At 67.6% G+C, this 23,906-nt stretch carries 26 protein-coding genes; 19 read left to right on the top strand and 7 right to left on the bottom strand.

Features of this window, described 5'->3' with window-relative positions:
* Positions 1-174: 174 nt before the first annotated feature.
* Positions 175-432 carry a hypothetical protein gene (locus tag NGM29_RS07870; RefSeq protein WP_254159921.1) on the top strand — a complete coding sequence of 86 codons (258 nt, stop codon included), beginning with the start codon at positions 175-177 and terminating at the stop codon, positions 430-432.
* Positions 433-631: 199 nt separating this feature from the next.
* Positions 632-997, top strand: coding sequence for a hypothetical protein (locus NGM29_RS07865; RefSeq protein ID WP_254159919.1), 366 nt, complete (start codon positions 632-634; stop codon positions 995-997).
* A gap of 62 nt (positions 998-1,059) precedes the next feature.
* Here NGM29_RS07865 and NGM29_RS07860 read toward each other — a convergent pair whose 3' ends face one another.
* A complete protein-coding gene (locus NGM29_RS07860; protein WP_254159917.1) occupies positions 1,060-2,994 on the bottom strand; it encodes a DEAD/DEAH box helicase in 1,935 nt (644 codons plus the stop codon).
* A 232-nt stretch (positions 2,995-3,226) separates the two neighbouring features.
* Between NGM29_RS07860 and NGM29_RS07855 the strand changes: the two genes are divergently transcribed.
* Positions 3,227-3,403 carry a hypothetical protein gene (locus NGM29_RS07855; protein ID WP_254159915.1) on the top strand — a complete coding sequence of 59 codons (177 nt, stop codon included), beginning with the start codon at positions 3,227-3,229 and terminating at the stop codon, positions 3,401-3,403.
* Positions 3,404-3,525: 122 nt separating this feature from the next.
* On the opposite strand, the gene NGM29_RS07850 is transcribed toward NGM29_RS07855, so the two are convergent.
* Positions 3,526-4,479, bottom strand: a complete 954-nt coding sequence (locus tag NGM29_RS07850; RefSeq protein WP_254159914.1) for a transcription initiation factor IIB — start codon at positions 4,477-4,479, stop codon at positions 3,526-3,528.
* An 885-nt stretch (positions 4,480-5,364) separates the two neighbouring features.
* On the opposite strand from NGM29_RS07850, the gene NGM29_RS07845 reads away from it, so the two are divergent.
* Positions 5,365-5,961: a DUF7344 domain-containing protein gene (locus NGM29_RS07845; protein WP_254160506.1), complete on the top strand. Its 597-nt coding sequence runs from the start codon at positions 5,365-5,367 to the stop codon at positions 5,959-5,961.
* Between the two features lie 255 nt (positions 5,962-6,216).
* Here NGM29_RS07845 and NGM29_RS07840 read toward each other — a convergent pair whose 3' ends face one another.
* Positions 6,217-6,642, bottom strand: a complete 426-nt coding sequence (locus tag NGM29_RS07840) for an SHOCT domain-containing protein (RefSeq protein WP_254159912.1) — start codon at positions 6,640-6,642, stop codon at positions 6,217-6,219.
* 100 nt (positions 6,643-6,742) lie between these two features.
* Between NGM29_RS07840 and NGM29_RS07835 the strand changes: the two genes are divergently transcribed.
* The 13 genes from NGM29_RS07835 (at position 6,743) to NGM29_RS07775 (ending at position 18,170) form a co-directional block, all read left to right on the top strand.
* Positions 6,743-7,477, top strand: a complete 735-nt coding sequence (locus NGM29_RS07835) for an HAD family hydrolase (protein ID WP_254159910.1) — start codon at positions 6,743-6,745, stop codon at positions 7,475-7,477.
* On the top strand, positions 7,474-8,460 hold the full coding sequence (cbiB, locus tag NGM29_RS07830; RefSeq protein WP_254159908.1) for an adenosylcobinamide-phosphate synthase CbiB: 987 nt from the start codon (positions 7,474-7,476) through the stop codon (positions 8,458-8,460). The genes NGM29_RS07835 and cbiB overlap by 4 nt, the downstream gene beginning before the upstream one ends.
* The gene (locus NGM29_RS07825) at positions 8,457-9,263 is read left to right on the top strand and encodes an adenosylcobinamide-GDP ribazoletransferase (RefSeq protein WP_254159907.1); all 807 of its coding nucleotides are present in this window, start codon (positions 8,457-8,459) and stop codon (positions 9,261-9,263) included. Before cbiB ends, NGM29_RS07825 begins: the two co-directional genes overlap by 4 nt.
* Positions 9,263-9,973: an NTP transferase domain-containing protein gene (locus tag NGM29_RS07820; RefSeq protein WP_254160505.1), complete on the top strand. Its 711-nt coding sequence runs from the start codon at positions 9,263-9,265 to the stop codon at positions 9,971-9,973. Before NGM29_RS07825 ends, NGM29_RS07820 begins: the two co-directional genes overlap by 1 nt.
* Positions 9,970-11,013 carry a nicotinate-nucleotide--dimethylbenzimidazole phosphoribosyltransferase gene (locus NGM29_RS07815; RefSeq protein WP_254159906.1) on the top strand — a complete coding sequence of 348 codons (1,044 nt, stop codon included), beginning with the start codon at positions 9,970-9,972 and terminating at the stop codon, positions 11,011-11,013. Before NGM29_RS07820 ends, NGM29_RS07815 begins: the two co-directional genes overlap by 4 nt.
* Positions 11,003-12,088: an aminotransferase class I/II-fold pyridoxal phosphate-dependent enzyme gene (locus NGM29_RS07810; protein WP_425499255.1), complete on the top strand. Its 1,086-nt coding sequence runs from the start codon at positions 11,003-11,005 to the stop codon at positions 12,086-12,088. Before NGM29_RS07815 ends, NGM29_RS07810 begins: the two co-directional genes overlap by 11 nt.
* Positions 12,081-12,917 carry an adenosylcobinamide amidohydrolase gene (locus NGM29_RS07805; protein ID WP_254159903.1) on the top strand — a complete coding sequence of 279 codons (837 nt, stop codon included), beginning with the start codon at positions 12,081-12,083 and terminating at the stop codon, positions 12,915-12,917. The genes NGM29_RS07810 and NGM29_RS07805 overlap by 8 nt, the downstream gene beginning before the upstream one ends.
* A gap of 62 nt (positions 12,918-12,979) precedes the next feature.
* Positions 12,980-13,408, top strand: a complete 429-nt coding sequence (locus NGM29_RS07800; protein ID WP_254159902.1) for a DUF8009 family protein — start codon at positions 12,980-12,982, stop codon at positions 13,406-13,408.
* 141 nt (positions 13,409-13,549) lie between these two features.
* Entirely contained in the window at positions 13,550-13,720 is a 171-nt protein-coding gene (locus NGM29_RS07795; RefSeq protein WP_253433598.1) for a hypothetical protein, read from the top strand.
* Positions 13,721-14,000: 280 nt separating this feature from the next.
* Complete coding sequence (locus tag NGM29_RS07790) at positions 14,001-14,507, top strand: YkgJ family cysteine cluster protein (protein WP_254160504.1); 507 nt, start codon at positions 14,001-14,003, stop codon at positions 14,505-14,507.
* 132 nt (positions 14,508-14,639) lie between these two features.
* Entirely contained in the window at positions 14,640-15,626 is a 987-nt protein-coding gene (gene mvk / locus NGM29_RS07785; protein ID WP_254159901.1) for a mevalonate kinase, read from the top strand.
* A complete protein-coding gene (locus NGM29_RS07780) occupies positions 15,623-16,390 on the top strand; it encodes an isopentenyl phosphate kinase (RefSeq protein WP_254159900.1) in 768 nt (255 codons plus the stop codon). The genes mvk and NGM29_RS07780 overlap by 4 nt, the downstream gene beginning before the upstream one ends.
* A 127-nt stretch (positions 16,391-16,517) precedes the next feature.
* Complete coding sequence (locus tag NGM29_RS07775; protein ID WP_254159899.1) at positions 16,518-18,170, top strand: thiamine pyrophosphate-binding protein; 1,653 nt, start codon at positions 16,518-16,520, stop codon at positions 18,168-18,170.
* Between the two features lie 9 nt (positions 18,171-18,179).
* Here NGM29_RS07775 and NGM29_RS07770 read toward each other — a convergent pair whose 3' ends face one another.
* Complete coding sequence (locus NGM29_RS07770) at positions 18,180-19,289, bottom strand: 3-hydroxyacyl-CoA dehydrogenase (protein WP_254159897.1); 1,110 nt, start codon at positions 19,287-19,289, stop codon at positions 18,180-18,182.
* Positions 19,286-20,623 (bottom strand): APC family permease, encoded by a 1,338-nt coding sequence (locus NGM29_RS07765; protein WP_254159896.1) that lies wholly within the window; start codon positions 20,621-20,623, stop codon positions 19,286-19,288. Before NGM29_RS07765 ends, NGM29_RS07770 begins: the two co-directional genes overlap by 4 nt.
* A gap of 111 nt (positions 20,624-20,734) precedes the next feature.
* Between NGM29_RS07765 and NGM29_RS07760 the strand changes: the two genes are divergently transcribed.
* Positions 20,735-20,977 carry a hypothetical protein gene (locus NGM29_RS07760; protein WP_254159895.1) on the top strand — a complete coding sequence of 81 codons (243 nt, stop codon included), beginning with the start codon at positions 20,735-20,737 and terminating at the stop codon, positions 20,975-20,977.
* A 30-nt stretch (positions 20,978-21,007) separates the two neighbouring features.
* Here NGM29_RS07760 and NGM29_RS07755 read toward each other — a convergent pair whose 3' ends face one another.
* Positions 21,008-22,471 (bottom strand): RtcB family protein, encoded by a 1,464-nt coding sequence (locus NGM29_RS07755; RefSeq protein WP_254159894.1) that lies wholly within the window; start codon positions 22,469-22,471, stop codon positions 21,008-21,010.
* 122 nt (positions 22,472-22,593) lie between these two features.
* Positions 22,594-23,151, bottom strand: a complete 558-nt coding sequence (locus NGM29_RS07750) for an archease (RefSeq protein WP_254159893.1) — start codon at positions 23,149-23,151, stop codon at positions 22,594-22,596.
* A 200-nt stretch (positions 23,152-23,351) separates the two neighbouring features.
* On the opposite strand from NGM29_RS07750, the gene NGM29_RS07745 reads away from it, so the two are divergent.
* Positions 23,352-23,831, top strand: a complete 480-nt coding sequence (locus NGM29_RS07745; protein WP_254159892.1) for a GNAT family N-acetyltransferase — start codon at positions 23,352-23,354, stop codon at positions 23,829-23,831.
* Positions 23,832-23,906: the final 75 nt, after the last annotated feature.

Raw genomic sequence — 23,906 nt, 5'->3', positions numbered from 1 at the left:
TCTCGCCTGCGCGAACGCTGCATAGTTCACACTGCCCTCGGGTTCCCTTGAAGGTTCGCCTCGGGCGACACTCACTGTTCCTGATGGGTGTGAACGATCCACAACCCTGGGAAACGGTTATGTCACTCCCCCCAGATGTATCGGATAGCCGATCGTCACAGATCGCGACCGACCATGACCACCACGACCCACCCGATTCCCGCGTTTGCCCCGATGAGTGGCAACGCGGGCGTCGCCACCGACGTCGACGCCGTCGCCGGCACTGCCGGTCGGTGTGTCGACGTCGCTGGCTGGGGCGTCACCGGCGTCTCCGGACGCTATGGCGTCGCCAGGACTTCCGGCGTTGCCGGACTGAAGGGTCGTAGACGGGCACTCGGTCACCCGACCCCGATTTCGTCGAATCTCGACGGAATCTCCGTCCGCGCCGCGTAGGTCCATTCTCCCGGCCGGACGGTTTGTACGCGTTACCGACCTGCTCACCTGCTCGAGGTCGGTCCGTCGATCCCATCCGTTCTGCCGGCGAGCCTGGACCGCGCGGTTTCCCCCGGTGTTGGACACCGCGCGGGCGCTGGTTCGTTCTCAACCGGAACGAGCCGGCCCCACCCCCGAGTTCGACTCTCGGCGGGGGACTATGGCACGATACCAGACCGTCGTGGCGAAACTCGCCGTACGCGTTCCCGTGAACGCGACCGGCGACCTCGTCACCGCAGGCGCACGAATCGTCGAACGAGTCGCGGCCGTCGAGCGCGTCGACGACGCGACCGTCCGCGGCCTCGAGCCCGGCCTGAACGACACGACCGTCACCCTCGAGACCCGACTCGTCCTTGTGGGCGACCGGGGCGAGGACCTGGCCGTCGTGAGACGCGAGCTGAACGAGGGCGTCGGCGTGACCGTCCAGGAGGTGGCGACCGTCGAGGTCGAACTCGAGACCGAAAGCGACCTCGAGGCGGACGCCGAGGAGGAGGAGGTCGGCCTGCAGGTGGCGCCTCGAGCGTAGAGTGAGCGGAAGCGGCCGATCGAAGACTCGAGCGACGTTGGTCCTCGACGACACCGTCAGAACTATTCGTCGGCGGCTTCAGACGAGGTATCGGACTCCGTCTCCGTCTCGAGATCGCGCTCGACCGATTCCTCGCGAACCGTCAGCCCCTGCCGGCCGAGGTGCTGCAGCTGGCGGCGGGCGAACTCCTCCTCTCGCGTTCCGCGGGTCGCCAGCACGTACATCAGTGCGCCCCCGGCGGGACGCATCGTCCGGCCCGCTCGCTGGGTGCCCTGTCGCCGCGAGCCACCGAGCCCCGACGCGACGATGGCGAGATCGGCGCTCGGCAGGTCGATCCCTTCGTCGCCGACCCGCGAGAGCACGAGCGTGTCGATCTCGTCGTGGCGGAACGAGTCCAGGAGCCGCTGGCGCTCGAGGTGGGGCGTCTCGCCGCTGAGAAAGGGGGCGTCGAGCGCCGCCGCGAGATCCCGGCCCTGCTCGAGGTAGTCCACGAAGACGAGCGCGCGGGCACCTGGATGCGACGCCAGAAGGTAGCGCACCTCGGCGACCTTGCCGGGGTTCGTCGCCGCTAGCTGGTAGCGCTCACGTCCCTCCGCCGACCCGTACGCGTTTTGGTGTTCGTCGTCACCCCACGGCACGTACCGGATCTCGAGTTCGGGTTCGGCGACGAAGCCGGCCTCGAACAGCGCCTCCCAGTCGGTGCCGATCGGTGGTCCGATCAGCGTGAAGATGTCCGCGGCGCGGTCGTCCTCCCGGAGCGGCGAGGCCGAGAGGCCGAGGCGGTGGCGCGACTGCAGGTGCGTGCTCCGGCGGTAGACGTCCGAGGGGACGTGCTGGCACTCGTCGAACACCACCAGCCCCCACTCGCGATCGTCGAAGAGCGAGCGGTGGCGGTCCATCCCGGCGATCTGGTAGGTCGCGATCGTAATGGGACGAATCTCCTTGCGGCCGCCGTGGTACTGGCCGACCTGCTCGGGTTCCAGACTCGTGACGTCGAGCACCGTCTCGGCCCACTGGCGAGCGAGGTCGCGGCTGGGAACCAGCACGAGGGTCTCGCCGCCGACTTCCTCCATCGTCGCGATCGCAGCGATGGTCTTGCCGCTGCCGGGCGGGCCGACGAAGACGCCGGATCCGGCCTCGAGGAAGCGATCCACCCACGTCCGCTGGTACTCCCGCAGGGAGACCTCGAGTCCGACCTCGAGGGCGTCCCCTGACTCGAGGTTGCGGTCGTCTCGAACGGGGTAGCCCGCCTCGTAGAGGATCCGTTTGATGGCCGCCTCCGATCCCTCGCGGACCCAGTCTTCGGTGTCGGAAATCGGCGCGTGGACGTGCTCTTCGTCGAGTTTCTGTCGGGCGACGTTGCCCATGATCTCCGCGCTCTGCGCCTCGAGCACGGTGTAGTCGTCGGGGTGGGTGACGAGCCGAAACTGGCGGGCACGATCCCACTGGCTCTCGACCCAGGACTCGAGCGCGTCCGAGCGCTGGCCCAGGGCCTGTCGCATCGTTCGCTGGAGGCCGTCAAACGAGTCGTGCGGGGCCTGCCAGACGTCCTCCGGACGGACGACGTACCGGTAGCCGCTCTCGCCGTTGCCGTCCGCGAGGTGAGCGAACTGTGAGAGCTGTGCGCGGGTGAACTGATCGGGGCGGTCGACGATAATCTCGCGGCGCTTCGGGAAGACGACTACCCGCTCGCGTTCGGTCAGGTCCTCGAGTTCGGCCGGGAACCAGACCACGGGGTCCCTGGAGACGGCCAGGTGTTCGAGGTCGCCCCGCTCCGCGAGCGCCTCAAGGTCGTCGGTCACCTCGCTGTGGGGTCGCTCGAGGTGTCTGGCGAGTTCGGAAGCGGTGAGCAGCGGGCGGCCGGCCCGCTGGCAGGCGTCGTGGAACGCCGAGAGCGAGAGGGGCGGGTGGGCGTCATCGGGGTCCGTCACTCCATCCCCGCCGGTGGAGTCGTGAGCGTCGTTGGCGTCGTCGGCGTCGTCGGCGTCGTCGGTCACTGGATAGGCTACCGGACTCGGCGATAAACCGATTTCGCTCGAGCGCCGTCGCTCGAGGTGAGGGTGGTCCGTAGCCGCACAAAACGGCTGCAGTGGCAGCCGGGCGCACAGCGGTAGGTGGTGGTGTTGGTGGTATGCGCCAGCGAAAATTTTGGCACACGGCGACATAATGATTGTGGTGTTTCAGCGGTCGAGGCAAACGGCTTTACCGCGTGCTGGCGTATTCGAAGTCATGTATCGCGCGATCCTGCCCGAAGGCCAGATCATCTGTGCGCGCTACGAACACACCGACACGGGCGTCGAGTTGTTCGACGAGGACGACGCATTCGTCGCGTTCGTCCCGTACCAGTCCCTCCACGCGCTGCTCGACGAGGACGTCTACAGCGGGGAGGAACGCTCGATCATGTGAAATGCAGCGTGGTCGCGTCGACGAAAACTCGTGATCGCTGTGTCTTCAGGTCGCTTCAAACTGTCTTCAGGCCGCTTCAGAACCGGAACAAGCCCGCTCGAGTACTGACGCGAACGCTACGACTAGGCTTCGACGCTCTGATCGATCGCGTCGAGTTGCTCCCGGTAGCGGTTCCTGACGGTGACGACGGTCGTCTGGGCCGTCTCCGCGACCGCTCGCTGGGGGATCGTTTCGTTACACAGGAGTCCGGCGGCGTAGATGGCCGCGGCGGCGAACCCGGTCGGTGACTTCCCGGAGTGCAGTCCCTGGTCGGTCGTCGCGTCGATGATCTCGACCGCCTTCGACTCGACGTCCTTGCCGACGCCGAGTTCGGAACAGAATCTGGGGACGAACTGGCGTGGGTTCGTCGGCTCGAGGTTGATGTTCAGTTCGTCGGCGATGTAGCGATAGGTCCGTCCGATCTCGCGCTGATCGACCCGCGAGACGGCCGTCACCTCCTCGAGACTCCGTGGAATACCCTCTTCCCGGCAGGCGGTGTAGAGGGCGCTCGTTGCGACTCCCTCGATGGAGCGCCCGCGGATGAGGTCCCGGTCGAGTGCCCGCCGATAGATCACGCTGGCGGTCTCTTTGACCGAGTTGGGGAGGCCGAGGGCGCTCACCATGCGGTCGATTTCGGAGAGGGCGTATTTGAGGTTGCGCTCGCCGGCGTTCTTCGTGCGGATGCGTTCCTGCCAGACGCGAAGCCGATGGAGCTGTCCGTGCTTGTCGGCCGACATCGTGTGACCGTTCGCGTCCCGATTGCGCCAGTCGATGGTCGTCGTGAGTCCGCGGTCGTGCATCGACTGGGTGAGCGGGGCGCCGACGCGAGAGAGCTGATCGTGTTCTTTCGCGTTGAACGCCCGCCACTCGGGGCCGTAATCGATAGGTTCTTCGCTGAGAACGAGGCCGCACTCCCGGCAGATCAGCTCGCCGCGGTCGGGATCGCTCACGACCGTGTTCGTCTCACAATCCGGACACTGGCCGCTGTTCGTCCGCTGTGACTCCTGTCGTGTGCGTTCGGTAACGGACCGCGTCATTAGTAGGCGGTGAGAACCCAGCCGTCTTTGTAAGGGGGTCACATGGTTTCGAGAGTAACAGGGACTTTCCGCCGGCTACGGCGCCACCAACAGCGAGACTGCCCGCTCGAGGCGCCCCGGTGGTCGTGGTCGATGCTTGCTCCGTTTCGGTGGATCGAACGCCGAATCGACCCTGGCCAGATACCGATTCAACCTGGCCACACGCCGGTGAACCCGGGCCCCGTTCGAGCACGCTAACCGTGGCTAGGGCTCGGTAAGTGACGACTGAGGGAAGTAACGGTCGGCTTCGATGACGAACCGACCACGACCGTTAAGCGGTCGGTTCTCGAGCAAGACGCGCGTGTCGCTGGATAGAGTTCACCTGCTCGTCGAGGATGGACGTAACGGCCAACGTGGTCCCGAGGAGCCCTCGCTAGCCCGTTTTCGATCGACCTTCAGGCCGCGCCTCGAGCGACCCCCGTCTCCACGGAACGATGGTCGGCTGGGCCAGTATGCGCTCGATACAGCCCCCGTCGCCGATGCAAACGGCGCATCGGGTGAGTCGCGATTCGACCAATTCGAGCAGGGGCCGTCGCGTTCATCGCTCGGGCCGAGAAGCGGCGACGTACCGGCTTCGCAAGCGATGCAAAACGTGACCGCGTTTAAGACCGATACCGTTGGCGTAGAAACTGGTGTGTCAAACGTGATTGCGAGTATCCCTTCGCCGGGACAGCGGTCGCCCTCGGTGAAGTCGAGCGGACCTGTGGTGGCAGTAAACGATCAACTACGGTGGACGGAACCGACTCGTGCCCGACTTCGATGCCGATCGAACTGGGTGCGATTGAGCAGCACTCGAGCGCGGCCGGCCGCGTTCGGGCGTCGATCTCCCGGCGGGAGGTGCCGGTAATGTCCTCGATCGATACGTCCCTTCCCGAGGAGATAACCTCCGTTACGGCGAACGATACCGACGAAACGCTCTCGAAAGACGTCATCTTCGAGTTGCTGAAAAACCGGCGACGGCGAGAGGTACTCGCGTACTTACTCGAGGCCGAGGAGACGGTAACGCTGGGTGAACTCGCCGAACAGATCGCGGCCTGGGAGAATGATACCGACATCAACGCGCTGAGTTCCGATCAGCGAAAACGAGTCTACGTCGCCCTCTACCAGACGCATCTGCCGAAGATGGACGACGCGGGTATCGTCGATTACGACCAGGATCGCGGTCTCATCACCCTGGCCGACAACGCGGATTTACTCGTGATGTACCTCGACACGGACACCCACCGTCGCGAACGGTGGGACCGGTGGTACGCAGCCATGAGCGTCGTGGGCGCGGTGGTACTCGCCGCCGGCCTCCTCGGCGTCCCCGGCATCTCGGCCATCCCGCTCTCGGCCCTCGCTGGCGTGATCGTCGCGGCCTTCCTCGCGGTCTCGTTCGCGCACGTCTTCGTGAACCACCGATTCCAGCAGGTCGTCGAGGAGAAACTGTCCCGGATCAAGTAACCTCGACGATTCGCCTCGGTCGTGCGAACTGTGAGTTCTCGGTGCGGACGTGCGGCCCGAAACGTTCTCGTTGGATCGACCCTGGAGCCAGAAGACCGCGCGTACCGACCCGCTCGAGGCCAAATTATCGAGAAGCACTTTTAGTTCTCGAGCACGTACACGAAACTGGCTCCCGACGTCATCCAGTACCGGAGCAGTTCGCGTGCCAGCAACCTGTTCCCTAACGGGAGCCGCTCTACGCGCCGAGCGATGGCATTAGCTCGTTTCGCGCTCGATTTTTCGGTCGTCAGGTTCCGAGCGATTCCGCCGGCGTTCGAGGATCGTTTCGGGGTCGCCACCGTCGCTCTCGAGCAGCGTCTCGAGGCCGCGTTCGAACCCCTCATCGTCGATTTCGCCGCGGGCGTAGCGTTCCCGGAGGACCTCGACGGGGTCCATCGTCGATTCGTCGGGACTCGCGGGCCTGCGTTCGCCGGCGGCCGAGTCGTCCTGGTCGACGTCGATTCCGAGGACCTCCTCGATGAGCACCCCCGACAGCGGCAGCAGGCCGACCCAGCAGAAGAGTGTGACGAGGACGGCCGCTGACGCGCCGATCGAGAACCATGCGAGAATCGCTACCGGAAGCGTGCCGACGGCGATCAGTGCTGGAATCGAGCCGAGCAACCGACGCGTTTTCGCTCGCATAGGGTTCGATCAGAGGGCGGCGGAAAAAGTCTTCCGAGTGACGAATCTGCGGTCGGCACGGACCGCGAAACTAAAGTTAACTTGCACCAGTCACACGCACGTGGCAGTTTCGTTCGACCTGTTCGGCACGCTCGTCGCCGTCGACCGACCTGCGGACCCGGCGACGGCGGTCGCGGCCGAACTCGAGAAACGCGGTGTAGCGGTCCCCAGCGACTGGGCCGAGCGCTACGCTCGCCCGACCATCGACGCCCCCGAGGGTGCGGAGGTGCCGCTGCCGGCCCACGTCGGCCGGGCGCTCTCGAGCGCCAGCGTCGAGTGGCGAGAGACCGGGGCGGGGAACGTCGTTCGTCGGGCCGTCGTCGCCGCGTTCGACCCCGACGTCGAGACCCGGGGCGGCGCCCGCCGGGCGGTCGAGGCCGCTCGCGAACGCGGCCCCGTCGCCGTCTGCTCGAACTGCGCCGTTCCGGAACTGGTCGGCCGGACCCTCGCTCGCTCGACGCTCGAGCGCGACGACTTCGACACCGTCGTGACGAGCGTCGGCTGTGGGTGGCGCAAACCCTCGCCGCACATCTTCGAGACGACGGCGCGACGGCTCGAGGTCGATATCACTGACCTGATCCACGTGGGTGACGATCCGCGGGCCGACGGCGGCGTCGACGCGGCCGGGGGAACGTCGATCGTGCTCGGGGAGACGCCCCTCGAGTCGGTCCCCGATCGGCTCGACTTGGTGTTAGAAAACGGTTCGGCAACGGCGCTAACCGGCGGGGAAGCGGCTTGTGACGACGACTCGAGTGATAGCGGTTCGAACGACGACTCGAGTGACCACATGAAATGACGGTCCAAACGCTCGCCGCCATCGGCCTGGCGCTCAGCCTCGACCTGCTGGTCGGGGAGCCACCGACGCGTCTTCATCCCGTGGCGTGGCTGGGTCGGCTGATCGACCGACTCGACCGCCCATGGTCCACGAACGATCGAACGCAGCGTCGAATCGGATTCCTCGTCGCCCTGTTCGTTCCCCTGTTTCCGGCGGTGATCGCGGGGTATCTCGTCGTCGCGATGGGAGGGATCGACCCCTTCTTCGGCGCGGTCGCCGCGTCGCTCGTCCTATTTCTGACCGCGAGTGTGCGGGCGCTCCTCGACCTCGCACAAGAAGTCCTCACGGCGACCGAGAGCGACCTCGAGACCGCACGCGAGCGCGTTCGTGGCCTCGTCGGACGCGACGTGGACTCGCTCACGGACGCCGAAATTCGTTCGGCGGCCGTCGAGAGCGCGGCCGAGAATCTCGCCGACGGGTTCGCCGCGACGCTCCTCCCGTTCGCGCTCCTCGGTCCGATCTCGCTCCCCGCCGCAGCGGCGGCCGCTGCCTGGGTCAAGGGCGTCAACACCCTGGACTCGATGCTCGGCTACCCGTCGAAACCGATCGGCACCGCCAGTGCCCGGCTCGACGACCTCGTGATGGCCGTCCCCGCTCGAGTCACCGCGTGCTGTCTCGCCCTGGCGACGTGGCGACCGCGAACGCTGCTCCGCGCCCGTCGCTGGGCGCGGGTTCCCGACTCGCCGAACTCGGGGTGGCCGATAGCGACGTTGGCGTGCGCGCTCGACATCCGCCTCGAGAAACCCGGTGCGTACGTGCTGAACCCCGAGGGATCGCTTCCGAGCCTGGAGGACGGCCGGCGTGCGGTGTCGGTGGTCGGCCTGGCCGCCGCCGCGCTCGTGGTGGTGGCGACAGTCTGTGCGGCGTCCGCACCGACGCTCGAGGCCTTGGTCGCGCCACCCACCGACTTCGTCGCGACCCGCGTTCGGAGGGGGATGCCGTGATCGGCGGCCGGGTACGCGCCACCGTTCGTGCACTCCGTGGGGCGATTGCCTTCCTGACGCGGTTCCCCGTCGGTTCGAGGTCGCGAAACGCGGGCGGGGCAACTTTCGCTGCGAGCAACGACTGGGAGGCGTTTTGCTCGAGTCCTTGGACCTTCACGATAGTAGGATGGATCGTCGGGGCACTCGCGGCCCTCGTCTTCCTCGCTTCGAACCGGCTTCCGGCCGCGTCGATTGCCTTCGGGTACCCGCTGGCCGTCTTCGGCCTGGCCGGGATCCACCACCTCGACGGCGTCGCCGACCTCGGCGACGCGCTCGTCGTCCACGGCGACGTTGATCGCCGGCGGGCCGTCATGACGGACACGACCACGGGCGTCGGCGCGCTGCTCTCCGTCTCGCTGGTCGTGGCGGGGCTCGCACTGGGCGCGCTCGCGCTCGCCGGCGCGCCAGTCGCGGTCGCCGTGGGCGTCGCTGTCGCCGCTGAGGTCGGCGCCAAGACTGGAATGGCCGCGATGGCCTGCTTCGGGACGGCCGCTCACGAGGGATTCGGCTCGCAGTTGACGGAGGGAGTTACTCGAGTCGCGTTTTACGGACCCGCAGCGCTGGCTATTCCGGCGGCCGTGCTGACCTGGCCCCACCCGGCCGCGGCCGCGGCTTTCGCCGGCGCGCTCGCGGGAACCGCCCTTCCGTGGCAGTGGGCCCGACGACGGCTCGGCGGCGTCTCCGGCGACGTCTTCGGAGCGGCCAACGAGGTCGGGCGACTGCTCGGCGTCCACCTGGGGGTGATCGCGTGGACGCTCTGGTGATGGCCGGCGGACGGGGCACCAGGCTCGAGAGCCGAGTCGAAAAGCCGCTGTACGAGATCGGCGGCGTCGCGATGATCGATCGGGTGCTCACGGCGCTTGAGGCGAGCGCGGTCGGCCGGATTACCGTCGCGGTTTCGCCGAACGCACCCGATACCCGCGATTACCTGGTGGAACTCGATTGCACGCGTTCGCTCGAGGTCGATGGGGTTGTCGAGCCCCTCGAGCCTGTCACGCCCGCCAAGCCCGTGTGGGTTATCGAATCCGCCGGCGACGGGTACGTCTCCGACCTCGGGTCGATCCTCGAGTCAAACTCGATCCCGATTTCGACGCCGGTGCTGACCGCGGCCGCGGATCTTCCGTTGCTCGAAGGGGCGACGGTGGACGGCGTTCTCGAGCGGTACCGACGCCGCGTTCGGGCGAGGGGACGAGACGGGGGTACCGACGGGGAGGCGCCGTCGATGACCGTCTGCGTCCCGACCGCATTGAAACGACGGCTGGAACTCAGCGTCGACACGACGCTCGAGTCCGACCGCCACCTCGCGCCGACTGGGGTCAACGTCGTCGGCACCTCCAATGAAACGATGATTGCACGCAGCTACGACCACAGACTGGCCTGTAACGTGAACAGACGAACCGACGCCCGCGTGGCGAAGACGTACTGCAGCGATAGGGACCGCGACGGGGAGGAGAAAGAGGAGGCGTTCCGATGAGGCTCCTTCTCGCCGCCGGATCGACCGAAACGGGACTCATCGACGGGCTCAGCGCCGCCGGGGCGTCGGCTACGGTGATGGGCTACACCCCGTCGGCCGACGCCGAAATCCTGGTCTACGGTCGGCCGACGGCCGCACCCGTCACCCCGGTGAGCCCGACCGGGTGCCCGACCCCGGCGGCGATCACCCGCGCCGTTCGGGAGGTCGTCGGATTCGACGCGACGGTGCTCAAGGCCGGCCTGTCCGAGTCGACGGCCGCCCCGACGGTCGACCTCGCGGCCGATCCAGGCGCCGACGTTCGCGAGGCCGTGGCGGTTCCGGACGCCGTGGGGATCTACGATCGGGCCCGTCAGTTCGGCGCGACGCTCCCCGACGACCGTGTGCTGATCGGCGAGACGATCCCGGGCGGGACGACGACCGCCCTGGGGGTTGCGACCGCCCTCGGAGCACCCATCGGCGTCTCGTCGTCGCTCCCCCGGAATCCGCTCGAGCGCAAGCGAGCGGTCGTCGAGACGGGGCTGGCGGCGAGCGACCTCGTGCCCGGCGACTGTGCGGGCGATCCGCTGGCGGCGATCCGGGCGGTGGGCGACCCCGTCCAGGCTGCCGTCGCCGGCGTTGCGGCCGGGGCGCTCGAGGCCGGCGTCGACGTGACTCTCGCCGGGGGGACGCAACTTGTCGCCGTCGCGACCGTCCTCCGCCACGCCGGCATCGACGGGCCGCTCCGACTCGCGACCACCTCGTTCGTGGCCGACGATCCGAGCGTCGACCTCGAGGTGGCCGGCGACCGGTTCGACCTCGAGGTGGTCGTCACCGACCCCGCGTTCGAGCGAAGCGAGCACGTCTCGATGACCCGGTACTGCGCCGGGGAGGCGAAAGAGGGCGTCGCCATGGGCGGGGCGCTCTCGCTCGTGGCACCCGACGAGATGGCGGCCGTTCGCCGGCGGATCGAAGCTGTCTGCGAGCGACTGGGCGTCGACGGTGAGACGACGGCGGAGGACCCGCGGTCACCGGATGCGAGGGGTGACGGCGATTCACCCTGACGCCATCGACGGCGAGCGGCGCGTTCCACACGGCGGGGAACCCGACCGCTCGCTGCTCGACTTCTCGGCGAACACGAATCCGCGAACGCCGGATGGCGTCGAGTCGGTCTACGCCGATGCGCTCGTGTCGGCCCGGCGGTATCCCGACGACGGGTATCCGGCGTACCGGGACGCGGCCGGAACCTACGTCGGCTGTGATCCGTCCGCCGTCGTACCGACGCCGGGCGGCCTCGCCGCGATTCGCCTCGCCCTCGAGGTGACCCTCGAACCAGGCGATCTGGCCGTCGTTCCACACCCGAGTTTCGGCGAGTACGCCCGGGAGGTTCGCCTCCAGGGGGCGACGCCGCGGTTCGTGCCCCACGAGGCGGTGTGCGACTTCACGGTCGAGTCGCTGCAGGACGTCGACCTGGTCGTCGTCTGCACGCCGAACAACCCCACGGGCAATCTCCCCGATCGCTCGCGACTCGAGGGACTGGCCGATCGGTGCCGAGCGGCCGGGACGACGCTGCTCGTCGACGAGGCGTTTCTCGGATTCACCGAGCAGGAATCGATGGCTCGACGGGAAGACGACTGTGTCGTCGTCGCCCGCTCGCTCACTAAACTCTTCGGGTTGCCGGGGCTCCGCGCGGGGTTCGCCGTCGCGTTCGGCCCGCTCGGCGAGCGCCTCGAGGCGGCCCGTCGCACGTGGAACCTCGGCTCGCCCGCAGCCGCCGTCGGCGCGTACTGCATGGGGCAGACGGCGTTCGTGCGCGACACGCGAGAGCGAGTCGCCGAAGAGCGAGAACGAATGTGCGAGGCGCTGCTGGCGGACGGCCGCTACGCGGTGGCTCCCTCGAGCGCGCCGTTCCTGTTGCTCGAGGTCGACGGCGACGGCGGTGGCGGCGGGGCAGCCGGTTCCGTCGACGGTGACGGTGGTGCGGCCAATCCCGTCGACGACCTCCTCGAGCGAACCCGCGAAGCCGGAATCGTCCTCCGGGACGCCCGATCCTTCCGCGGACTCGACTCGCACGTCCGAGTGGCGATCAAAGACCGCGAGGCGAATGATCGGCTTCTCGAGGTGTTGGTGGATGGATAACACTGACGCCGATGCCGACGCCGACGGTGACACTATCACCGGGTACCAAGCCGAACGAACCGACGGCATCCTCTGTGCCCACCGCCCCGGGATCGAGTGGCTCTCCTCGGGCTGGAACGGCGGCCGATCGCGAACCGACCGGGCGTTCAACGTCTCGGTTCCCGAGGGCTGGTGCTGTGACAACCTCGATCGCTACGTCGAGGAGCGCCTCGAGCGGGCAGGCTTTGCGGACGGCCGGCACGATCGCCCCGTCTTGCTCACCGGCGTCGACCTGGCGCACGCGCGCGGCGCCCGCTGCGGATCGGTCACGGTCTACGCCACGGCCGGGATCTCGAACCCAGCCGCGTTGCCGATGGATCCCGACGGAGGATTGTTGCCCGACGGACGGCTCGAGTCCGATTCCCTCGAACGGAGTGAGGGGTCGAACTCGGGAAACGGTGGGGACGATGGGGACGAGGGAGGAAGCGAGCGCCACGCCGGCACGGTCAATCTGATCGTCGGAACGACCCACGCGCTCGAGGCGGGGGCCCTCGAGAGCCTCCTCGCGGTGGCGGCGGAGGCGAAGGCGGCGACGCTCCTCGCTCGAACGGGGTTTCCCGGAACGACGACGGACGCGATCGTCGTCGGCCACGACCCGTCGGGATCCGATCGGGCGTTTTCGGGCAGCGCGACGGCCGTCGGAGCGGCCGCGCGGGCGTGCGTTCGGGAGGCGATCACGGCGTCGCTGGCGTCCAGGTACGAGGGAACCGACGCGACGATTCCGGCGAGCGTGTCGGCGGCCGAGTACGGCGTCTCGACGGACGCGCGGGCGACGGTCTTTCGTCTTTGAGCCCTGCGTTCGCCTCGAGCGTGTCGCCGGTCTATATGGCCATCCGCTTCCTCCTGTCGTCTATGCCGAGCGACGATCGAGATCGGGACCCGACGATCATCCGGTCGCTGGCCGTTGCCGCCGAGGACGTGGTAAACGCGTTCGTCTACACCCGCGAGAACCCCGGGCGGGCAATCCTCCGGGCGACGCCGCCGTTCCACGGCCGCATGCGGGCGCGCCTGCACGTCTACCGGGTCGACGATTCGCCGAAAACCGGTGCCGTTCACCTCGAGGCTGCGGCCCTGCTCGACGCCGAAACCGTCGCGGCGTATCCGACGCTCGAGGACGTCGAACAGCGTGTCGGCGGCGAGGCGAGTGCCGGAACGGTCCGAGAGCAACGCGCCGACGCGCTCGAAGCGTGGGCCGAGCGAGCACGGGAGTCGATCTTCGAGTCGGTGGCCTTCGAGACCGCCGACGGGCCACACCGAGTGTCGGTGAGGACGCTCGGGTGAACTGGCCGTCGGTGAGCACGCCCGGCTGAGACAGGCGCCGTTTTCGAGTTACCCAGACGCTCTCGAGCCCGTATCCGCCAACCAGTTTCACTTTCACCGCGGACGGATCGACTTCACGTGGGTCGGGTCGAATGCCGACGTATGCACACCGCTTCGACCCACGACGACTCAAGACAGCAACGCACGCGGCGAATCGACGTCACCGATCTCGACGCCGCTGGTGTCGAGGAGTTCGTTCGCACGAGCGTCGACACCGACGCCGTCTCGCTCGAGCACCGCGGCGCGCGGACCTACCTCGTCGTCGGGCAGTGAGCTGAGACCGGTTCGTGGGAGCGTCCTCGACGTGGATTTTCGAGTGGGAAGGCACTTCTGTCAGCGACCCCTCGACTCGAGCGTGACCAGCGACGCCGGGAGCAAGCGCGAGACGCGGGATAGCGACGGTGAGGCAAGCCCTAGCGCCGGTGCCAGCGCCGGCGACAGCGATCCCGTCCGCGAACACGAACGCGCTGAGACCGATCCCCACCTCGGCCTGGACCAACCGTCCGCACCCGAAACGCACAACGAACTCGACTCGAGCGACCTCGCACCCGACGTGGAACCGCCGTTTCCCGTCGAGGTGTACCCCGACCGGGGGGTTATCGTCGAGTTCGATCCCGACCTCACGTTCGAGTGCGTCGAGGACTGCACCTGGTGTTGCCACCACGGCGTCTTGCTCTACGACCGGGATCTCCTCGAGTTGGCCCAGCGGGCGAACCTCTCGGAGACGATGACCCAGTTTCGCGGCGAACCGTTCGTCACCCGGGAGGCCAAAGACCGCGACACGCACGTCGCTGAGGACGGCCAGGCCTGTGCTTTCCTCCGGGACGACGGCCTGTGTTCGCTCCACCTCGAGCAGGACTGGAAGCCCACGCGGTGTTCGGTCTTCCCGCTGGGCGTCTGGCTCGAGGACGACGGCCTCCACGTCGATATTCGGGACTCGGCGCACGACCACTGTGAGGGCCTCGGCGTGAGCGAGCGCCGGGTCGTCGACAACCTCGGGGCGTTTCTGCCCGAACTGCTGTGGGACCTCGAGAATCCGGACAGCGATCGGGTGCTCTGAGGCGGCTTCGGGGGTAAAGGCCGACAATAGCGCGTCCAGACAATACTATAAATTGCATAGTTAAAACCTTGAGGTGGCGAAATGCGACGGCGAGAAGATAGCTATTAACCGTCGTCGTCCGAACGCCCCCACATGACAGTCTCGAGCGCTCCCGGGAAGGTCTATCTGTTTGGGGAGCACGCGGTCGTCTACGGCGAGCCGGCAGTCCCCTGTGCCATCGAGCGACGGGCACGGGTTACCGTCGAACAGCGATCCGATGACCGACTCCGGGTACAGGCGGAAGACCTCAGTATAGACGGCTTCACCGTCGAGTACGGCGGCCAGCACGACGGCCGCCACGACGTGAACGTCCCCGAGCCGCTTATCAGCGCCGCGATGGGCTACGTCGACGGTGCTATCGAGCAGGTGCACGACGTCACCGGCGAGGACGACGTCGGCTTCGACGTCACCATCGAGAGCGATATCCCGCTTGGGGCGGGCCTCGGCTCGTCCGCCGCGGTCGTCGTCGCCGCCATCGACGCCGCGACGCGGGAACTCGGGCTCACTCTCGAGACCGACGAACTGGCCGAGCGAGCCTACCGGACCGAGCACGCGGTTCAGGAGGGGCAGGCCTCCCGTGCTGACACCTTCTGCTCGGCGACCGGCGGCGCCGTCCGCGTCGAGGGCGACGACTGCCAGCCGATCGAGGCACCGGAGCTGCCCTTCGTCATCGGCTTCGACGGCGGCGCCGGCGAGACGGGCGAACTGGTCGCCGGCGTCCGCGCCCTCCGGGAAGAGTACAGCTTCGCCGCCGACACCGTCGCGGCCATCGGCGACGTCGTTCGACGGGGCGAGACGGCTCTCCAGGCGGGCAACCTCGAGGAGGTAGGCCGACTGATGAACTTCAACCACGGCCTGCTCTCGGCGCTCGGGGTTTCCGCGCGGGACCTCGAGACGATGGTGTGGGCTGCTCGCGACGCGGGCGCCTATGGGGCGAAGCTCACCGGCGCAGGCGGGGGCGGCTGTATCGTCGCGCTCGATCCGACGCCGGAGACGGAGACGGCCCTGCGCTTCACGCCCGGCTGTGAGGACGCGTTCCGGGCCGAACTAGCCGAGGAGGGGGTGAAGCGACTCGCATGACCAGCTCCGGTACCGGAACGACCGTCGTCAAACTCGGCGGCAGCGTCGTCACGGATAAGGATCGCGACGAGACGCTCGACGCCGACTCCCTCGAGACGGCCGCCGATGCCGTCGCGACGGCGCTCGGGTCGGGCGACGTCGAGGACCTCGTCATCGTCCACGGCGGCGGGAGCTTCGGCCACGTCCACGCGAGCGAGCACGGCGTGAGCACGACCGACGGTACGCACGACGTGGGCGCCGTCCACGCGATCCACGGCGCGATGAAGACGCTCGACGAGTTCGTCCTCCAGCGGTTGCTCGAGCGGGACGTCCCCGCGGTTCCGGTTCACCCATTTTCGGTCGCATCGCGGGACGCCGAGGGTCGACTCGACCTCCCCACGGCGCCGGTCGAGACGATGCTCGCGGAAGGGTTCGTCCCCGTCCTGCACGGCGACGTCGTGAGCCACCGGGGGGAGGGCGTCACCATCGTCAGCGGCGACGAACTGATCGTCGAACTCGCGACTGCCCTCGAGGCCGAGCGCGTGGGACTGTGCTCGACGGTTCCCGGCGTGCTCGACGACACGGGGGACGTGATCGAGCGCATCGAGGACTACGCCGACGTCGAGGCCGTCCTCGGGACCAGCGAGTCGACGGACGTCACCGGCGGCATGGCGGCGAAGGTGCAGGCACTGCTCGCCCTCGAGAGCCGTGCCTCGATCTTCGGCCTCGAGTCGCTGCCGGCGTTCTTCCGCGGTGAGGGTGCCGGGACGACGATCGAGAGTTAGCGGGTCACTCGAGACGCGTTTCAGATGGTCGGCAACGAACACAGTCGAACCTGTTCGGAAGGATATATTTTTGTGCCATCCAGTCACACGCGCTAGTGCGACTCCTCGCGAGTGGCGGGCGAAGACGATGACAGGTACAACCGATCAGATCGTGGCGATGTTCGAGGCGAGCGGGATCGAGACGGTATTCGGCTTCCCGTGTGAACAGATGGACCCGTACTACTCGAGTCTGAACGATTCGTCGATACGGCACGTACTGGGTCGAAGCGAGGCGAGCGCGGCGCTCATGGCCGACGGTTACGCCCGGACGAGCCGAACCGTCGGCGTCGTCGACGGCGTCGGCGGCCCCGGCGCAGCCTACATCGGTGCCGGTCTGGCCGAAGCCAGCGGGGCCTCGAGCCCGGTTCTCGCGCTCACCGGAGACAACGAGCGCGACATCCGCGGCCGGGAGGTCATCCAGGACGCCGACAACGAGGCGATCCTCGAGCCGTTCGCGAGCGCGACGTTCGACGCCGAATCGCCGGAGCGGGCGGTCGAGGCGGTCGAGACGGCGCTCAGGCGGATGACGACGGGTGTTCCGTCGCCCGTTCACGTCAACCTCCCCGGCGACGTGCTCGACCGGGACTCGGAATACGCGCTTCCCGACGCGCTCTCGGCCTCGTACTCGACCCCTGGCCCGACTCCGAATCCCGAAACCACCGCGCGCGCGCTCAACCTGCTAGAGGACGCCGAGCGACCGGTACTCCTCGCCGGCGAGGGCGTCGTCAGGGCCGGCGCCAGCGAGGACCTGTCGGCGCTCGCCGAGCGAACCCGAACTCCGGTCGTCACCTCCATCAACGGCAAGGGGGCCGTCGCGGAGACCGAGCCCTACGCCCTCGGCGTGGTCGGCCGGTGGGGATTCTGCCAGGTCGCGAACGACGCCCTCGAGGAGGCGGACCTCGTGGTCGGGCTCGGCACCCGGTTCGGCGATCTCACGACCGTCGGCTGGTCGCTGCTAGACGCCGACGCCGACGTTGTCCACGTCGATCTCGACCCGGCCTGGCTCGGCCGGAACTACGAGCCCGCGGTGGCCGTCCAGGCCGAGATTCGGGCGACCCTGCAGGCGCTGCTCGAGGCAGTCGATCCCGACGACTACCGGGGCCGCGAGTCGAGACTCGCGGACCTGGCGGCAGACCGACACGAATGGCGCGAGTCCCACGAGGACAACCTGACGAGCGACGCCGAACCGATCGTGACCCACCGCGTGATCCACGAGTTGAACGAACACGTCCCCGCCGACGGTGTTCTCGTGAGCGCGACCAGTTTCTCGGGATTCTTCTCGGGCGCGTTCTACGAGGTCGAGGAGCCGGGTCTCGGCTACCTGCAGGCGCGGGGGAGTGACGGCATCAACGTCTGCTTGCCCCAGGCACTGGGCATGCAGACCGCCCGCCCCGACGCCGACGTAGTCGCGCTCACGGGCGACGGCGCCATCGGCTATCACGTCGCGGACCTCGAGACGGCCGCCCGAGAGGACCTGTCGATCACGGTCGTCGTGCTCAACAACGACGGCCTGGGCTCTTCGAAGGCGAGCCAGATCGGCACCGACAGCTTCCACCTCTCGACGGACTTCCACGAGGGCGTCGACTACGCGGCCATCGCCCGCGGCTTCGGCTGTCAGGGGGTCCGCGTCGAGTCGGTCGAGGACCTCGGACCCGAACTCGAGACGGCAATCGGGAGCGACGAGCCGACGCTGCTCGACGTGCAGGTCGATCCGTACGCGATGCCGCCGATTCTGGTCTGAGTCGCCCGATTAGAACGTGGGATCGTAAATTGACGCGCCCGTTTCCTCGTAGCGCGTCTCGAGGGCGTTACGGAGGAACTCGTCCCCGAACGTTTCCTGCAGGTCGAAGGGGCCGACCTCGCTGTCGCCGCCGCGCTTGAGAATCTCGTCTACGGTGGCGGGGTCGGCGATCCCGTCGGCCACGAGCCGGTTGCCCTCGTTGACCAGCGCTGCAAGAATCGGCGTCACGTCGTGGGGCTCGTCCGGCTCCGGCACGAGACAGGTCGATCCGTCCCACTCGAAGAACCCGGCTCCGGACTTCTTCCCGAGGTTCCCCTCCCTGACGAGGCGCTCCACGCGTGCTCGAACCTCTGCAGGCGGGGTGTACCGGTCTCCGTAGGCCGCCTCGAGGTTGTCGACCGTCGCAAGGTGCACGTCGAGCCCGATCAGGTCGATCAACTCGAGGGGGCCGCGGTCGAACCCGACGGCTTGCGCCCCGGTATCGACGGCGGCGACGTCGGCCTCGAGGAGCTCCCAGGTCGCTGCGCACTTGATGCTCGCCGACAGCCGCGAGAGGCCGTTGGCGCGGTACTCGCGCTCGAGCCGAATCGGCTCCCGGTCGATGGCCGACGCGACCTCGCGGGCCGTTTCGAGGGCACCGTCGGTCGCGTCGTCGCCCGCGATTTCGACGAGGTCCCGACGGAGTGCCGGGTTCGCGAAGTGAAACAGGACGACGCGCTCGGGGTGTTCGAGACCGGCGGCAATCTCGCCTGGGGTCAGCGACGAGGTGTTCGTCCCGATCACGGCTTCGGGAGAGAGGACGTCCTCGAGCGACGCGGCGACCTCGCGTTTGAGTGCCAGCGATTCGGGGACGGCTTCGACGACGAAGTCGGTCCCGGCGAGAGCCGCCACGTCCGTGTCGTAGGCGATTCGGTCGGCGGGATCCCTTCGGTTCTCGAGGCTGGTCGCCCGCAGCTCCGCCGGGAGTTCCGATTCGTGGTACGTTCGGGCGTCCTCGAGGACCTCGGCATCGACGTCGACCTGCGTCACCGGGTAGCCGGCGTTCGCCAGTAATCCGGCGATGTCGCGCCCCATCAATCCAGCACCGACGACTCCCGTTTCCGTGATATGGTCCGTCATGGTTTCGAGTGCTCCGTCGGAGCAATGTCGCTCGAGCCGTAATAGTTCGTTCGGAGGGCGTAGTAGCCCAGGCCACAGCCACAGAGGACGACCCAGCTCGCGAAGAGCGTCGGAGACTGGGTCGCCAGGAGACCGAGGAGGAGGACGTTGAGCGGGACGGCAAGGAGCGCCATCCCGAACGCCAGGCGCGTCGGGACGGGGAACGCGTCGGGGTCGAAGTCGGCGGGCGGATTCCGGACGACGCTGATGGCTGCGAACATCACGACGGCGACCACGAACGCGCCGCCGAACGCGAGCATCGTGCCTAGGTCCGCGAAGGGAAGCGGGGCGAGCAGGATGGCGGTGCTGAGGAGGTACGTCCCGAGGAGCGCCCAGTGAGCGGTGCCGAACCGGTCGTTGGTTTCCCCGAGTGCCGCGGGGAACACGCCGTCGGCCGCGAGCGCCTTCGCGTACTGGGGAACCAGGATGAACGTGGCGTTTAGACTGGTGGCGACGGCGAAGAGGGCGCCACCGACGACGAACACCGTCTGAAACGCGGGCGAGAGGAAGCGTTCGGCCGGCACCGCGAGCGTCTCGCCGCTCATCGTCTCGACACCGACGGTGCCAACGGCGACGAGCGCGACCAGCACATAGAGCACGAACACCAGCGGGACGCTTACGAGAAACGATCGAGGAATCGTCACCGTTGCATCGCGGATCTCACCGCCGATGTCGACGACGAAGTTCGCCCCGAGACAGGTGAAGTAGAGGACGCCAGCCCCGGCGACGATGCCGACGGCGCCGCTCGAGAACACCGGCGTGAGGTTCGCCGCGTCGACGTTCGGGACGCCGAGCACGACGAACGAACCGAGCGCGACGACGAGACCGACGAACATGAGCAACTGCACGCGAGCGGCCAGCCGAATGCCCACGAGGTTCAACAGGAAGAAGAGCGTGAGCAGGCCGACGCCGACGGCTGCCGGGGACACCGGGACGAGCGTCGCGGCGTACTCCCCCGCCGTCAGCGCGTAAAGCGGTAGTCCGCCGGTGAACATGCTGATTCCGAGCCCCCAGGCCGCCAGAAACGCGAGTCCGGGCGAGACGAATCGGGCGGGATACCGGTAGTGGCCACACGTGGTCGGGAACGACGCACCGAGCATCGCCGTCGGGACGAGTCCGAGGACCGCGATGGTAATGGCGATCGCGAAGGACACGACGACACCCGGCCCCGAAAGCGCGACGCCGACGCCGACCAGCGCGAACAGCGCGCCGCCGACGATGAGCCCGACCTCGATAGCGACGGCGTCCATGAGCCCGAGTCCTCCATCCCCTCGAGACGTGCCAGATCCTGTCATGGGTACTCCTCTCGAGGACGGGTCTTAAAACCTGAGTGACATCTCGAGGGAAGCGTTCCGGTCCGGTCCTCAGGGCCGACGATATTTCCCCCTCGAGGTCGAACGCCGCTCATGGACCGAGACATGCTCGACGACCAGCGAGAACTCGTCGACCTTATCGAGGACGCTGGCTGGGAAGTCACCGGGATCGAACTTTCGAGTTACGACAGCCCGTGGGTGGACGAGGACGCTCCCGAAGCGGAGGTGACGATCACGGCGAGAAAGCCGTACGTCGACGGTGACGTTGGCGGAGACGGAGACGAGGATGGTAGTGGCGAGGGCGACGAGGACGACAGCCCGTTCCGTATCAACTGACGAACTCGAGGCCGCCGGATCTGACGACGATCACCCCTTGATGTTACACACCGGGAACGTCCGAACGACCTTGTCGCCGATTCCGAGTTCGTCTGAGACGCGCACGACCTCGTCGACGTCCTTGTAGACGCCCGGGGCCTCTTCGGCCACCGTCGCCCCCGACTGGGCCTTGACGTAGATCCCCTGGCCTGACTCGAGTTCCTCGCGTACGTCCTCTCCCCAGTACTCGTTCTTGGCCTGGGTTCGACTCATCAGTCGCCCGGCGCCGTGGGCCGTCGAGCCGAACGTGAGGTCGAGTGAGTTTTCGCCCCCGCGAAGGACGTAGCTGCCGGCGCCCATGCTCCCGGGGATGATCACCGGCTGGCCGACGTCGCGATAGGCTGCGGGTACGTTGGGGTGACCCGCCGGGAACGCCCGCGTCGCACCTTTCCGGTGAACGTAGAGCTCCCGATCCTCGCCGTCGACCTCGTGGACCTCCTTCTTCGCGATGTTGTGGGCCACGTCGTAGAGGAGGTCCATCTCCATCGACTCCCAGGGGCGGTCGAATACGTCCGCGAACACCTCGCGGGTCCGATGCATGATCAGCTGACGGTTGACCCAGGCGTAGTTGATCGCGGCGTTCATCGCCGCGTAGTACTCCTCGGCCAGTTGCGAGCCGGCAGGGGCAGCCGCCAGTTCCTTATCGGGGAGTTGATCGAGGAGGCCACCGTGCTGGCGCTCGATCTTCCGCAGGTAGTCGTTGCAGGTCTGGTGACCAAGCCCCCTGGAACCGCAGTGAATGAGTACGACGATCTGGTCGCGCTCGAGGCCGAACGCCTCCGCCACGGCGTCGTCGTACACGTCGGTCACCCGCTGGACCTCGAGGAAGTGATTCCCGGACCCCAGGGAGCCGACCTGGTTCTTCCCGCGATCCTTCGCCTTCTGGCTCACCATCGAGGCGTCGGCGCCCGCCCGGACGCCCTCGTCCTCGCAATGAAGGAGGTCGTCCTCGACGGCGTAGCCGGCCTCGAGCGCCCAGTCGACGCCGCGCTCGAGGATTTGCTCGACGGTATCGACGCCGGTTTCGACGACGCCGCCGCCGCCGAGGCCGGAGGGGACGGCCTCGAACAGAGCGTCAACGAGTTCGCGCTCGAGTCCGGAGACGTCGTCGTAGGTCAGGTTCGTTTTCATCATCCGGACGCCGCAGTTGATGTCGTAGCCGACTGCTCCGGGTGAGATACAGCCGTTCTCAGCGTCCATCGCCCCAACGCCGCCGACCGGGAAGCCGTACCCCTGGTGGCCGTCGGGCATGCAGACGGCGTAGTTCGTGATCCCCGGCAGGTGCGTCGCGTTGCGCAACTGCTCGAGCGTCCGGTCCTCGCTGATCTCCTCGAGCAGCGATTCGCTGGCGAGGACGCGTGCGGGGACGCGCATCCCGTCTTCCTGTGGGAGCTCCCAGACGTGCTCGCGAACCTGCTCGAGCACGATGCCGTCGGCGTCGAACGTGGTGGTCATACTCGAGAGTGAGGCGCCGTCGCTGAAAGACCTTTGTGACCGCGTCCGCCAGGTCCCGAGTTGCGCATGCACCGAACCGGAATCTGAACCTGAACCGGTACCCCTCCGGGACGTCGCCCTACTCAGACGTCGAAGACGACATACGCCTCCCAGCCGTCGTCGACGGCCTCGAGACGCATCTCGGAGTAGGTCACGGCTTTGACCTCCCTGGCGTCGATCGTTGCCAGCGGGATCCCGCGGGCGTCGGCCTCGAGTCGCCAGCGGTCGCTGGCGTGTCCGTCCCTGCTGGCTGGTTCCTCGAGTGCGCCCTCGTCTCCCGCGCCCTCGCTCTCGTCCCCCGCATCCTCATCGACCCGCTCGAGCGTCCGAACGCGGTTGTCGACCGGCAACTCGAGGCGGACGTCCCGCAGGTAGATGAGTTCGTCCAGGTACTCGAAGAGGAGGGCCTCGCGGCTTTCAGCGCGCACCTCGAGTGTGAATCGATCGTCGCTCTCACCGGAGTCGCCACTCGAGTCGCTCCCCGCATCGCCACCCGAAACCCTGTCCGCGTCGACGCCGGGAATCTCGTCACACGAAGCCGCCGCCAGTCCGTCGGCCACGGCGGCCACGGTCGCCTCGAGGGTGCCGCCGCTCGCGGCGACGGCGACGTCCGCGGTGTGCGCGCGGAGTTCGTAGCTCATACGTGCTCGTTCCGTTGCCAGCGTGCTATGTGCATCGGTTCCGTGCGGATCGGCCCCGGTCGGCTGTTTTTCGACGCGTCTCGAACGGGATTTTTCGACCGGGCGGACTGCCACTCGGCAGGGCTACCGGCCCGTATCGGCGAGAGCTACCGATCCAGCCGCCGGTGGAATTATATTGGCGACGGTGGTAAGGTGGGTTAGTGAGCGTCAACATCGACAGTCGCGTCGTCGAGCCCGGCAGCGACGAGTTCGTCGACTCGGCCTGGGAGCTCAAGGAGACGATCAGCCAGGCTGAGGGGGTGCTCAAACAGCGACGCAACTTCTTCGTCGATGCCTACCGGCGCTCGACGGTCCACTGTTACGTCCGCAACGGAACGAACCTCGTTGGGTTCGCCGCGGTTCGACGCGACGGCTACATCCTCTTTCTGGCCGTCTCACCCGACTGTCGCGGCGAAGGAATCGGCAAACGACTCGTCGCCCAGGTCGCCGAAGACCACCGCTCGATCACCTGCCACGCCCGCACGACCAACGAGAACGCCCTCCAGTTCTACGAACACCTCGGCTTCGAGATTAAACGACGCATCGACAATTACTACGAGGACGGCGGCGACGCCTACTACCTCAAGCTCGGCTCGAGCGCCGGCCTGTCGGATCGAATCTCGGAACTGATCCGCCGGTAGCGATCGGCTTCTCTCGACTGTCGCGACTCTCTCGAGCGACGGCCATTCGGAAACGCCTATATGCCAGTGCCCCCG

The sequence above is a fragment of the Natronosalvus rutilus genome (assembly GCF_024204665.1).
Lineage (GTDB): Archaea > Halobacteriota > Halobacteria > Halobacteriales > Natrialbaceae > Natronosalvus > Natronosalvus rutilus.
Note: the sequence above shows the minus strand (reverse complement) of the source record. Positions and strands in the feature narration are given on the sequence as shown.